Source organism: Desulfosoma sp. (genome assembly GCA_037481875.1).
Classification (GTDB): domain Bacteria; phylum Desulfobacterota; class Syntrophobacteria; order Syntrophobacterales; family DSM-9756; genus Desulfosoma.
Map to the genome: position 1 here is coordinate 109,719 of JBBFKY010000007.1, position 13,345 is coordinate 123,063.

The 13,345-nt window shown below is 55.3% G+C and carries 10 protein-coding genes; 6 read left to right on the forward strand and 4 right to left on the reverse strand.

Annotated elements, in window-relative coordinates:
* Positions 1-31 precede the first annotated feature (31 nt).
* Positions 32-2,974, forward strand: coding sequence for a DEAD/DEAH box helicase (locus WHS46_10705; GenBank protein MEJ5349141.1), 2,943 nt, complete (start codon positions 32-34; stop codon positions 2,972-2,974).
* A gap of 123 nt (positions 2,975-3,097) precedes the next feature.
* Entirely contained in the window at positions 3,098-3,754 is a 657-nt protein-coding gene (locus WHS46_10710) for a UpxY family transcription antiterminator (protein ID MEJ5349142.1), read from the forward strand.
* A 134-nt stretch (positions 3,755-3,888) separates the two neighbouring features.
* Here the strand turns inward: WHS46_10710 and glp are convergent, their stop codons facing one another.
* Positions 3,889-5,160 carry a gephyrin-like molybdotransferase Glp gene (gene glp / locus WHS46_10715; protein ID MEJ5349143.1) on the reverse strand — a complete coding sequence of 424 codons (1,272 nt, stop codon included), beginning with the start codon at positions 5,158-5,160 and terminating at the stop codon, positions 3,889-3,891.
* A gap of 194 nt (positions 5,161-5,354) precedes the next feature.
* On the opposite strand from glp, the gene WHS46_10720 reads away from it, so the two are divergent.
* Positions 5,355-5,726 (forward strand): LysR family transcriptional regulator, encoded by a 372-nt coding sequence (locus WHS46_10720; GenBank protein ID MEJ5349144.1) that lies wholly within the window; start codon positions 5,355-5,357, stop codon positions 5,724-5,726.
* 99 nt (positions 5,727-5,825) lie between these two features.
* Here the strand turns inward: WHS46_10720 and sucD are convergent, their stop codons facing one another.
* Positions 5,826-6,704, reverse strand: coding sequence for a succinate--CoA ligase subunit alpha (gene sucD / locus WHS46_10725; GenBank protein MEJ5349145.1), 879 nt, complete (start codon positions 6,702-6,704; stop codon positions 5,826-5,828).
* Between the two features lie 11 nt (positions 6,705-6,715).
* Positions 6,716-7,951 (reverse strand): ADP-forming succinate--CoA ligase subunit beta, encoded by a 1,236-nt coding sequence (gene sucC, locus WHS46_10730; GenBank protein MEJ5349146.1) that lies wholly within the window; start codon positions 7,949-7,951, stop codon positions 6,716-6,718.
* A gap of 165 nt (positions 7,952-8,116) precedes the next feature.
* On the opposite strand from sucC, the gene gatB reads away from it, so the two are divergent.
* Positions 8,117-9,568, forward strand: a complete 1,452-nt coding sequence (gene gatB, locus WHS46_10735) for an Asp-tRNA(Asn)/Glu-tRNA(Gln) amidotransferase subunit GatB (protein MEJ5349147.1) — start codon at positions 8,117-8,119, stop codon at positions 9,566-9,568.
* An 80-nt stretch (positions 9,569-9,648) separates the two neighbouring features.
* Positions 9,649-10,716, forward strand: coding sequence for an S-methyl-5-thioribose-1-phosphate isomerase (mtnA, locus tag WHS46_10740; GenBank protein ID MEJ5349148.1), 1,068 nt, complete (start codon positions 9,649-9,651; stop codon positions 10,714-10,716).
* Positions 10,717-11,005: 289 nt separating this feature from the next.
* Here the strand turns inward: mtnA and radA are convergent, their stop codons facing one another.
* Positions 11,006-12,370 carry a DNA repair protein RadA gene (radA, locus tag WHS46_10745; GenBank protein ID MEJ5349149.1) on the reverse strand — a complete coding sequence of 455 codons (1,365 nt, stop codon included), beginning with the start codon at positions 12,368-12,370 and terminating at the stop codon, positions 11,006-11,008.
* 621 nt (positions 12,371-12,991) lie between these two features.
* Here radA and trxA point away from each other — a divergent pair.
* The gene (gene trxA, locus WHS46_10750; protein ID MEJ5349150.1) at positions 12,992-13,324 is read left to right on the forward strand and encodes a thioredoxin; all 333 of its coding nucleotides are present in this window, start codon (positions 12,992-12,994) and stop codon (positions 13,322-13,324) included.
* The last annotated feature ends 21 nt before the right edge of the window (positions 13,325-13,345 follow it).

The following is a 13,345-nucleotide window of genomic DNA, read 5'->3' on the forward strand; positions in this document are numbered from 1 at the left end:
GATCCATGAAGCCCTTATCGGTCGTTCATTCATGAAGAGCTTTCTCAAACGGCTGCTGACAAAAGATTGGAAAACGGCTCGAGTGGCTCACCACGCCGTCATCAATGCTCAAGAACCGCGTTACGCCGCCCCTCAAGACCCATTTCCCCAACCCATTCGACAAGCTCTCCATGCAATGGGTATACGTCGCCTCTACAGCCACCAGGCGGCCGCTCTGGATCACCTAAGATCCGGCCGCCACGTGGTGGTGGCGACTCCGACCGCCAGTGGCAAATCGCTTATTTACAACATTGCCGTCACCGAAGCCTTGCTTGAGGAACCTCACAGCCACGCACTGTACCTTTTTCCCATCAAAGCTCTGAGTCGAGACCAATTGGAGGCACTCACCACTTTCTTTCAAGCAGTGCCCAGTGCTGTACCGTTGACAGCGGCGGTTTACGACGGGGACACAGCCAACCATCAGCGCGCGGCTATTCGCCAAAATCCTCCCCATGTGCTCGTAACCAATCCGGACATGCTGCACTATGCCCTTTTGCCTTACCACGCCAAATGGCAGTCCTTTTTTCAAGGGCTACGCTACGTCGTGGTGGATGAACTGCACACGTATCGAGGCATCTTCGGTAGCCATGTGGCCCAGATTTTTCGGCGATTACGCCGTATCACCAATCTCTACGGCTCGCATCCCCAGTATGTCTTCCTTTCAGCCACTATCGGTAATCCCGGCGAACTGGCCCAAAAACTTATTGACCAGCCAGTGGAAACCGTCTCGCAATCCGGTTCTCCTCAATCCCTTCGCCACTTTGTCTTCATGGAAACGGAAGGCCCTCTGGCCACCTTGGCGGCTCGAATCACTCTCGAAGCTGTGCGCTCAGGATTAAAAACCATCGTTTTCACCCAATCACGTCGAATGACGGAATTGGTGCACATGAGCCTGATGCGGGCGGCCCCGGATTTGGCCTCCAAAGTGAGTTCCTACCGCGCAGGATTTCTTCCGTCCGAAAGGCGAAGCATTGAGCAAGGGCTCGCTGCTGGGCGTATAGCCGCGGTAATTTCCACGAGCGCCTTGGAAATGGGTATCGACATTGGGGGGCTGGATGTGTGCCTTCTTGTGGGATACCCGGGCACCATCATGACCACGTGGCAGCGAGGCGGCCGCGTGGGCCGAAGCGGTCGCGAGAGTGCGGTCATCCTTCTTCCTCAACCTGACGCCTTGGATCAATACATTGTGCGGCATCCCGAAACATTTCTTGACGGCTCCTGTGAAACCGCGGTGACCGATCCGGACAACCCGGCTATCGTGGCGGAACATCTCCCTTGTGCCGCCGCCGAAATTCCCTTGCATGCCGAAGAAACGCTCCCGTGGAATCCAGCCCGCCAACAGGCCTTGATGGCCGCCACACATCGAGGGTCATTGGTGCAATCGGAAGACGGACAAAGATGGTTCGCCGCCTCGTCCTACCCGCATCGCGGTGTGGATATTCGCAGTGTCGGACCGTCGTTTACCATTCTGAGCCCCAATGCGCAAAACAACGCACAATGGATCCCCATCGGCACAACGGACGGGGTGCGTGCTTTTAAGGAATGTCATCCGGGAGCGGTCTACCTGCATCGTGGTCGAACCTATGTGGTGCAAAGCTTAGACTTGGAAAAGCGAATTGCTCGAGCTGTTCCGGAAAACGCCGAATATTACACATGGGTGAAGAGCGAAAAAGAGACCGAAATTCTGGAAACTTTGGCTTCCAAGCCCTGCACGGCGTTTGTGGCGCGACTCGGCCGCCTTCGAGTGCGAGAGCGCATTCTGGGCTACGAAAAGAAACGCCTTTTCACCCAGGAGCTTTTGGATTTCTCTCCCCTGGATCTTCCTGAGCAGGTTTTTGAAACCGTAGGTTTCTGGGTGGAAATCGAAGAAATCATCGTGGAAAAGATCCGGCGGGCCGGACTCCATTTCATGGGCGGTATTCATGCCATGGAACACGCAGCCATCAGCATGTTTCCCCTGTTTGCCCTATGCGATCGAAACGATATCGGTGGCATTTCCATACCCCTACATCCGCAATTGGGAAAAAGTGCCGTTTTCATCTACGACGGTTACCCGGAAGGTATCGGCCTTGCCGCTCGCGGTTATGAGATTGTGGAATCCCTTTTGGAACGGACCCTGGAGCTCATTGAAACCTGTTCCTGTGACGAGGGGTGCCCCGGATGTATTCATTCACCCAAATGCGGTGCCGGGAATACGCCTTTGGACAAAGCGGCGGCCCTGGAAATACTTCGGTATATGCTGGGACGGAAACCATTGAAATCGGAAGACACTCGAAAAGAACCGCAAGAAGAGCCCCAAAGGGTGAAACTGAAGGATCGAACGCTGGAACGTCGAGAGGCGGCCATCGGCTTTTTCGATCTAGAAACCCAAAATTTAGCTCAAGATGTGGGCGGCTGGGACTATAAACACCTCATGCGTGTTTCCGTAGCCGTCCTATATGATCACAGCCGCGGCGAATTTGAAGTGTTTCAAGAACCGGACGTGCCCGTACTCATCGAACGACTCCACGCCTTTGATCTCATCGTGGGATTTAACATTAAGCATTTCGACTTTCAGGTATTGCAGGTCTATACACCCAAACCTCTGCGGGCTCTTCCGGCTTTTGATATGCTGGAGGTGCTTCGACGACAGTTAGGGTTTCGCTTGAGTCTGGATCACCTAGGTGAAAAAACCTTAGGTCGAAAGAAGACGGCGGACGGCATTCAAGCCGTCCAGTGGTTCCGCGAAAACCAGTGGGATCTTCTTATCCGCTATTGCCAAGAGGATGTGTCGCTCACACGGGACCTTTTCTTTCACGCCCTGGAAAAGGGCTATCTTGTTTACGAAGATCGATCGGGAAAGCGATTGCGCCTGTCAACCCCGTGGGACCTTGAAAAGATCCTTGAAGAATACGGAAGAAAAGGCGACAAAGATGACGCAAAAAGGCTGTACTGACGTTTCGGGGATGTTTAAGGCTTTGTTGCTTTTCGCCGATGAAAGCTTTGAGAAAGGACGAAGCGATGCAAAGATTTTTCTGACCGCATCGGCGCAAAACAAGCCACTAAAAAAGGTGCCTTTATGCTGACGGACAAGATGGACGCCTCAATCAAAAAGGTGCATGCGCCGATCGCCTTGAGAACAGAAAGTCCCCTTTTATCCCGGGAAGACGCACCGGGCTGGTATGCCCTGTATGTGCAAGTCAATCACGAAAAAAAAGTGGCGGATCAGCTTCTTAAGAAAAACATCGAATGCTTCCTTCCTCTGCTACATACCTGGAGCAAAAGGCGTGATCGGCGTGTACGGCTTCAGGTGCCTTTGTTCCCTGGATACGTGTTCGTGCACACGGTCTTGGAAAGCGAAGTCCACGTGGAAATTTTGAAAATACCCGGAAGTGTCTACATCGTGCGAAGCAGTCAAGGACCTGCCTTGATTCCAGACTATCAGGTAGAAAGCCTGCGCAGAGTCCTGGATCATGCGGATACACTTACCCTGCATCCCTACCTCACCCAAGGCGATTGGGTGGAAGTGGTTCGCGGGCCTTTTACGGGATGTGTGGGCATTCTGCAGCGACTTAATCCCAAGAAAGGCACTCTGGTCATCAACGTGGATGTCATTCGCCAGGCGGCCAGCATTCAACTGGCCATCGAAGATGTTGTGCGAATCGACGGCCCTCCCGACAGGCGCCGTGACATGCGAGGTCGTCAGTCGTTTTCAGATTCCGCGAAAGACGTGTGAACACCAAGAATCTGGCTTTGTAGGGGCGCAGCGGCGTGTGCGCCCGATTACCCACTCGAAACCGAATATTTGTCGAGAGGCCTCATCGGTCCGCGCTAGGTGGGAAGCCGTGATGAGGGCATGCCGCTCGTCGCCTACACGTTGTTGCTGATGGCACGACGCCCTATGGATCCGAAAAGGTGTACGGTGACAACCGTTCCGACCTCCAAGCCCTCCACATGTTCGGGAACAATGACATAGCCGTCGGCTCTGGTCAGAGTGCTGATCATGGCCGAAGATCCAAACACCGGCTCGGCCCACATTTGACCCTTTTCTTCCCAGAGTTGGACTCGAATGTAATCCGCTCTCCCGTGCACCGAAGGCATGTTACGGCGCAGCACCGCTTGGCAGGTCTGGGTCTTGGAAGATCGATCCACTTTCAAACCCTGCAACCGCAGAAGGCTCGGGCGCACAAAGGCCGTAAAAACAATCATGGCCGAAGCCGGCTGTCCGGGAAGACCCCACAAAATACGAGATCCAATGCGGGCCAAAATGGTGGGTTTTCCTGGACGAATAGCCACACCGTGGACCAAGAGCTCGGATCCCTCGAGCTTTTCCAGCACCTGCACCGTGTAGTCACGAACCCCTACGGAACTACCGCCGGAAAGAAGCACCATGTCATGATTGTCTAAAGCTTTCCTGCAAGCGGACGCCAAAAGATCCAGATCGTCCGGAACCACCTGCATCCATCCCGGAAGGCCGCCGGCTTCCCGCACCTGAGCCGCCAGGACAAAGGTGTTGATATCGCGGATTTTGCCCACAGGGACCGAAAGGGAATCAGGGGAAACGATTTCGTCTCCCGTGGAAAGCACCGCCACACGGGGAACACGAAACACGGGCACGGAACGCACTCCGACAGCCGCAAGCACCCCCACGTCTTGAGCCCGCAACTGCCAACCTGGTTGGAACAATAACCTGCCTTGGGCGATATCGTCTCCCGTTTCCAATATGTTGTCCCCGGGAGCCACAGGCCGGGTGACTTCAATGGTTCCGTCACCCACCTCCTGCGTGTACTCCACCATGACCAAAGCGTCCGCTCCGACGGGAATACACCCACCGGTCGGCACAGCCATGGCTTCGCCGGGACCCAGACTTCGCTCCGCAGGTTTTCCCATGAACACCTCGCCCACGACGGTCAAAAGGGCCGGCAAAGATTCCGAAGCACCAAAGGTATCGCGAGCCCTCACGGCATAGCCGTCCATGACGGCGCGGCGAAAATGCGGCACATCGCATGAGGCCGAAACATTTCGGGACACAACCCGCCCGAGAGCCTCCTCAAGAGGCACCATTTCTTCTTCCAAAGGGGTAAAGTTTTCAATGAGACTCAGGACCTCTTCGGCTGTCTTAACCTTGAGAAATTCAGGCATTCTTACCACCTTTGCTTTCAGATCGAATATCTTCCTCTCCACTTCGGTGAAGGACAAAAAATGCGTCCGGGACCTATACACACCTGCCCAGCCCACCGATTGACCCCAAGCGCACCCCGTGCGAAGATTCTTGTATCGAACGGAAGGCGCTAAGACAAGACAGGCGACGCAGACGTCAAAGGGGGAAAGGCACCGTGGCTCAGGGGAAAAGGCTCGTTGTCCACTGTAAGGTATGGGTAGAAGACGACTCCGGAAACCTGGTTTTTGGTGCCGGGCGTCTTCGCATTTTGGAAGCCGTGGAAAGGGCTGGGTCGATCATTGGAGCGGCCAAGGAACTAGGCATGAGTTATTCCGCTGTGTGGGGAAAGATTCGAGCCACCGAAGAACGTTTGGGGCGCCCCATGCTGCAGAAGAAGATTGGCGGACTCAAAGGCGGAGGTTCGGCTCTCACACCGTTTGCCAAGGATATTTTGGAACGGTTTCGAACCCTGGAAGGGCGCACTCAAGAAGCCGCCGAACGGATCTTTGAGGATGTTTTCGCCCAGAATTCGGGCAAAGATTCATAGGGCTCGGTGGATACATGGGCTCGCTCGAGAAGGTTTTGGGGCGGCCACATCGGTCCGCCCCTACAAAGAGGAAGGCTTTCGGCCTTAACTTCCCAGGCCTTACAAGACGGAGGCGAAGGCTTCCTTGCAGACAGCTCCCAACTCACCCAGGTTTTCCACCACTGTGATTCCCGCCTGTTTCATGGCCTGAATCTTCCCCTGAGCCGTGCCGCTGGATCCACTGATGATGGCTCCAGCGTGCCCCATGCGACGTCCTGGAGGAGCCGTAAGGCCCGCCACGAAGCCCACCACAGGCTTGGTCATGTTACGGGCGATAAAATCCGCCGCTTCTTCTTCGGCGGACCCTCCGATTTCTCCCACCATAACCACAGCCTTGGTTTCAGGATCTTCCTGAAAAGCTTTCAGGCAATCGATAAAATTGGTCCCGTTCACGGGATCCCCTCCGATACCCACGCAGGTGCTTTGGCCGATACCCTGCAACGTAAGCTGATGCACCACTTCGTAGGTTAAGGTGCCTGACCGGGACACCACGCCCACGGATCCCGGCTTGTGGATGGGGCCGGGCATGATGCCGACCTTGCACTGACCCGGTGTGATGATGCCGGGACAATTGGGGCCGATGAGACGAGAAGCGGATCCTTTGAGGGCGTTTTTCACTTTGAGCATGTCCATCACGGGAATCCCTTCCGTAATGGTCACAATCAGGCGCACGCCGGCATCCATGGCTTCCAAAATGGCGTCGGCGGCAAAAGGCGGCGGCACGAAAATCATGGAACAGTCCGCCCCTGTCTGACGCACGGCCTCTTCCACGGTGTTGAACACGGGAATATCGTCCATGGTCTGACCGCCTTTTCCCGGCGTGACGCCGGCCACCACGCGCGTCCCATAGGCCACGCATTGCCTCGTATGAAACTGTCCTTCCCGGCCTGTAATACCCTGAACAAGGACTCGTGTTTGCGCATTCACCCAGATGCTCATGGTGTTTCCTCCTAGGCCTTAGCAATGGCCGCCACTTTTTGGGCCGCGTCTTTGAGGTCCTGTGCCACGATGAGATTCAATCCCGATTCCTGCAAAATCTTTCGTCCTTGTTCCACGTTGGTGCCTTCCATGCGAATCACCACGGGGACCTTGACCCCCACCTTTTTGCTGGCTTCCACCACCCCCTGGGCCAGCACGTCACAGCGCAAAATGCCTCCAAAAATGTTGATGAGCACTCCCTTGACGTTGGGGTCGCTCAGAATGATGCGAAACCCATTTTCCACCATCTCCGCGCTGGCACCGCCGCCCACATCCAGGAAGTTGGCCGGTTCGGCTCCTGCCAGTTTAATAATGTCCATGGTGGCCATGGCCAAACCGGCACCGTTGACCATGTTGCCGATGTTGCCGTCCATCTTGATGTAGTTGAGGTTGTACTTGGAAGCTTCCACTTCCAGAGGATCCTCTTCGTCCAGGTCGCGATAAGCCAGAAGGTCCTTGTGGCGAAAGAGGGCGTTGTCGTCGAAATTCATTTTGGCATCCAAGGCCAGCAGGCGTCGATCCTTGGTGATGACCAAGGGATTGATTTCTACAAGGGACGCATCGTAGTCTAGGCACAATCGGTAAAGGGCCTGCACCATGGGGAGAAAAAGCTTGACGATGTCAGGTTCCAGGTGAAGACCGTAGGCCAGTTTACGGGCCATAAAAGGTTGCAGACCCACGAGAGGATCCACATAGACCTTGACGATTTTTTCCGGGGTCTTGGCGGCGACTTCCTCAATGTCCATACCGCCGGCTTCACTGGCCATAAAAACGATCTTGGCCGTAGATCGATCAGGCAAAAGGCTGAGGTAGAGCTCCTTAGCAATATCAAGTCCTTCTTCCACCAAAACTTTACGTACCAGACGGCCTTCAGGCCCGGTCTGATGCGTCACCAAGGTCATTCCAAGAATGCTGCCGGCCACAGAAGTCACTTCATCCGGCGTCTTGGCCAGTTTGACGCCGCCTCCTTTACCGCGACCTCCCGCATGGATCTGGGCCTTGATCACTACAGGAAAAGTCCCCAGCTCCTGAGCCGCCGCTTGGGCTTCTTCCACCGTAAAAGCCACTCGGCCCCGTGGAATGGGCACTCCATACTTTTGAAACAGCTCCTTCGCTTGGTATTCGTGGATCTTCATGGCCACCCTCTCTCGTTGATCATCCGTCGCACTCCAAACCGTTGCCCCAAGAAACACCGTTGGAATCGCCATGCGAAAAGCTCCACTTGGCCCTTTCCGCTTCGCCCTTTGTAGAAGAAAAGTTTCGCGAAGTCAAAATCGTCAAATCGATTTGACGACTTCACGAATCCCTCGATCAGTGCTAAAAGGGGCGGGTAAAAATCTTTGCGGACGGAAAGGCTCCGCTCCGTGCAACCGATGGTTCAGAAAGGCGCGTTTATGGAATGGGAAACGGTCATTGGGTTGGAAGTGCATGCGCAATTGCTGACACAAAGCAAAATCTTTTGTGGATGTTCCACGGCCTTTGGAGCTCCCCCCAACATCCACACATGCCCTGTTTGTCTGGGCATGCCTGGGGTGCTTCCGGTGTTAAACCGGACCGTCGTTGAATACGCCATGAAGATGGCTTTGGCCACCCACTGCCGTATCGCTCCTCGGTGCCGCTTCGCCCGTAAGAACTACTTCTATCCGGACCTTCCCAAAAACTACCAGATTTCTCAGTACGAAGAACCCTTGGCCACGGGCGGATGGCTGGATATTACTACGGAAAACGGCACACGGCGTATCGGTATCACACGGATTCACATGGAAGAAGATGCAGGAAAACTTGTCCACGATGAAGGCCAACCGGTAAGTTATGTGGACTTCAACCGTACGGGGGTGCCTCTCATTGAAATCGTGAGCGAACCCGACATACGCACGCCCGAGGAAGCCGCCGCATACTTGCGCACGCTTCGAGATATTCTCCGTTACCTGGAAATCTGCGACGGCAACATGGAAGAAGGCAGTTTTCGGTGCGACGCCAACATCAGTTTACGACCCGTCGGTGCCACGGACTTCGGCGTCAAGACGGAACTGAAAAACATGAACTCTTTTCGTAACGTGCAGCGCGCCCTGGAATTTGAAGTACGCCGTCAGCGAGCCCTTCTGGACAAAGGCGAACCCGTCGTGCAGGAAACTCGATTATGGGATGCCGGCCGCGGCGTTACAGTGAGCATGCGCGGCAAAGAGGAAGCTCACGATTACCGCTATTTTCCAGACCCTGACCTGGTGCCCTTGGCCATCGATGATGATTGGATTGAAGCCGTGCGGCGCAGCCTTCCCGAATTGCCCGACGCCAAGAGGGAGCGCTTTATGGCTCAATACGGACTTCCGGCCTATGACGCAACGGTCCTGACGGCTTCCAAGGATGTGGCCGATTATTTTGAATCGGTTGCGGCAGATTTTCCTCAACCCAAAACCGTCAGCAACTGGATCATGAGTGAACTTCTGCGGGAATTGAAACGGGACGAGCGGGAAATCGACCAATGTCCCGTACCCCCCAAACACCTGGCGGAACTGCTGCACTTGGTGGACAAAAATGTGATCAGCGGAAAGATCGCCAAGACCGTTTTCAAGGAAATGTACGAAACCGGAGCCTCGCCGTCACGAATTGTGGAAGAAAAAGGATTGCGGCAGGTCACCGACGAAGGGGCGCTCATGGCCGTCGTTGAACAGGTGCTCCAAGAAAATCCCAAGGAAGTGGAAGCTTACCGACAGGGCAAGGAAAAGCTCATGGGCTTTTTTGTCGGGCAGGTGATGCAGAAAACACGGGGCAAAGCCAACCCCCAGCTGGTCAACCGCATGCTTAAGGAAAAACTTTCGGGCTGATCGGTTGGAAACCGAGGCAGTCTTCGGTCAACTAAGTTTCAAGGACACTCATTTCCATACATGCACAAAGGAGACTGTTTATGCCCCCTTCGCCGCTTAGGCCGATTTGGTGGGACGGCGACGCTGTCATGATCTTGGATCAAAGGCTTTTGCCCCACAAGCACAAGGTCTTGCGCTGTACCACGGTGGATGAAGTCATTCGAGCGATTAAGACCATGGCCATCCGAGGGGCGCCCGCCGTAGGGATAGCCGGAGCTATGGCCGCGGCCTTGGCTGCTCGAGCTATCACGGCGGCGGATGTGCGCACCTTTTTCCGGAAGTTTTCTCGTGCATGCCAACGTATTCGAGCGGCTCGACCAACGGGAAACAATCTGAGCTGGGCTGTGGATGCCGTCTTTGCCGTGGTGGTGGAAAATCCTGGAGCGGATGTGCCCACATTGCAAAAGCTTATTCGAGAAAAATCCCAGGCGATTCTTGAGGAAGACATCCGCACCAATGAAGCCATCGGGCAGTGGGGACGGCAAGTGGTTCCTCGCGGCGCCCGCATCCTCACCTACTGCAACGCGGGTGCTTTGGCTACCGGAGACTACGGCACCGCTTTGGGGGTCATTCGTGCAGCGTTCGCCGCCGACCCCTCCATTCACGTTACCTGCTGTGAAACTCGACCGTTTCTTCAAGGAAGCCGCCTGACCGCTTATGAACTCATGGTGGAAAAAATACCGTGCACCCTGATCACGGACAATGCCGCCGGAAGCTTGATGCAGCAAAAAAAGATCGATCTAGTGATCGTAGGGGCGGACCGGATTGCAGCAAACGGTGACACGGCCAACAAGATCGGAACCTACTCGCTGGCCGTGCTGGCCCAGGCAAACGGTGTGCCCTTTTACGTGGCGGCACCGAGATCCACCATCGATCCTCTGTTGCCCAATGGGTCTGGAATCCCCATAGAAGTGCGGGATCCCAAGGAAGTGACCCATTTTTACGGGCGTCAAGTGGCTCCTCGAGGCATGGCGGCTCTGAATCCGGCCTTTGATGTGACACCCCATCGATACATTACGGGAATCATCACGGAAGTGGGCGTCATCAAAAAACCCTTTACACAAGGGATTCGCCGAGCCTTGGAAGCCCCTTTTGCACCCGTCTCGTAACCCCAGCGAGGGGCCTACGCGGGCGGTCCCATGGGTCCGCCCCTACAGGGATTGAAGGTCAGGGCAGATGAAATGGTCTCGCCTCCATGTTCCTGTGCAGATGTGCGTTTTTGGGCAGTCCCTTAGGTCCGCCTCACCAGAGATTGTTTTACGGGGTGGGTCTGCGGACACATACGCCGGTACACCCCGACAAGGGTTTTTCTCAAGGACGAGGACGTGGAGGTCCCGATGGACATGGGTGCATCGACCGCAATATGGGCCCGGATTGGAATCGGAGAATGGCGGCTGGTTAGCCGAAAAGGGTTTTGACGGCTTCTTCCACGGAGCGCACCCCGATACAATGCCCTTCGATGCCACATGAAGCCAACTGTTCCTGATTCCCGCGAGGGCAAACGATGGTGCGAAATCCCAAAGACACAGCTTCAGCCAACCGACGCCCTGCATGCCCTACCCCTCGGACTTCTCCGGCCAGCCCCACTTCTCCCCAGGCCACCAAATCCTCAGGCAAAGCCACTTCCATGGAACTGCTTACCAAGGCCAAAACCACCGCCAGATCCGCCGCCGTTTCGCTCAGCTTGACCCCTCCCGCCACATTGACGAAAACGTCCTGCTGCAGAAAATGAAACCCCAATTTCTTTTCCAGCACGGCCAACAGCAGGGACACGCGATTGGGGTCCACGCCCATAAAGGTGCGCCTTGGCTGCGCCCAGCCGCTGGAAGACACCAAAGCCTGCACCTCCACCAGAATGGGCCGGGTGCCTTCCATGGCACACACGACAACCGATCCTGCAACACCCTTGGGTCGCTCAGCGAGTAGGAATCGAGACGGATTCGGCACCTGTTCCAAACCCGATTCCTTCATTTCAAAAACCCCGATTTCATTGGTGGACCCGAAGCGGTTTTTCACGGCTCGAAGAAGGCGAAAGGTATGGCTGCGGTCTCCTTCCAGGTAGAGCACGGCATCCACCAGATGCTCCAGGACTCGAGGCCCGGCCACAACACCTTCCTTCGTGACATGGCCCACAAGAAAAACACCCATGTTTTTTTCTTTGGCCAGACGCTGTAACCATGCCGCCGATTCCCTCACCTGAGACACAGACCCCGGAGCGCTTTCCAAAAGATCCAACCGCATGGTTTGAATGGAATCTACAGCCAAGACTAAAGGAGGGCGGCTTGACAGAAGGGGTTCCAGAGTGTCCAAGCTTGTTTCGGCAAGAACCCACAGGGAGTCGGTCGGAGCGAGCCCGAGACGTTGCGCCCGCAATTTAATTTGGGCCAGGCTTTCTTCCCCGGAAACGTAAAGCACGGAACCCAGCCGTGCCATGTGTCCTAAAGCCTGTAAGAGCAGCGTGGATTTGCCGATACCCGGATCCCCGGCAAGGAGAATGACCGATCCGGGAACCAGTCCACCGCCCAGCACACGGTCCCATTCTTGCAAACCTGACTTGAGGCGCATTTCTTCCAGGATCGGCACATCGAAAAGGAGTACAGGTTGCGCAGAGGTTGGTTTGCCTCCGATTGTTCGACCGCTTTTGGAAACTTTCACGGCTTCCTGAAACGTGTTCCATGCCTGACAACCGGGACATCTCCCCAGCCATTTGGAAGTTTCGTAACCGCACTCCACGCATTGAAAAACAGTCTTGTCTTTGCTCATGAAAAACTCCCCGGCATCCTTTCCGCCCATGGATGCCTTTTTCCACCAGGTCACGAGCACCATCGGGAGCCTTTGCAGCCCTCTTTACCACAGATTGCTCTGTAATGCGCAGGGACTCTTCAAGGTCTTCAAGGACGTCCGACCGTCTTGGCCTTGAAAACCGAAACTTTTCCAAAAGCATATTGTGAGAGACAATGCATTCCGCCGATACATGAAAACCTTGAGGAGCCTTTGGGGATGCTGTCCGAGTCCTCGCAATAGCAAGGTCTCTTGCCGTTTGAAGGTAGGGGCGAGTCGGCGGCTCGGTCCTACCCTGAAATGCCATGAAGCACCTCGGCATTGCTGGTTCTCGGACAGGCTCCCAGGTATTAAGCACCGGATCGAGAAACTGGGGAAGGCCTGTCTCGGCAGGCAGAAGGGCAAAAGGGCGCAGAAAGGGCGTCTCGTTCGCTTCCATGGAACCCAGATGGCGACCGAAACTCGATGAGCCTCTTTCGCAGGCGTTGACAAAAAAAAACGGGCTGGTTTATAGTCGCACATCAAGTTTTTTTGATGATGGAAGGGAACATTTGGGACAGGGTCCTTCGAACCCAAGCACAATGTCCAGGGAGGCGTGCTCACATGGCTGGAAAGAACATCATTGAAATCACGGACGGCAGTTTTGAACAGGAAGTTTTGCAATCCAGTATTCCGGTTCTGGTGGATTTCTGGGCGCCTTGGTGCGGACCGTGCCGTGCCATCGCTCCGGTGATCGACGAACTGTCGGCCGAATACGCGGGAAAACTCAAAGTGGCCAAATGCAATGTGGATGAAAATCCTAACACGCCGGCCCGGTTCGGCATTCGAGCCATCCCGACCCTGATCCTTTTCAAGAACGGAAACGTGACGGAACAGATTACGGGCGCGGTCGCCAAGTCCCAGATTGCTGCGGCAGTGGACAAGGTGGTCTCCTGATCCCTCACCCTTCCCACAACG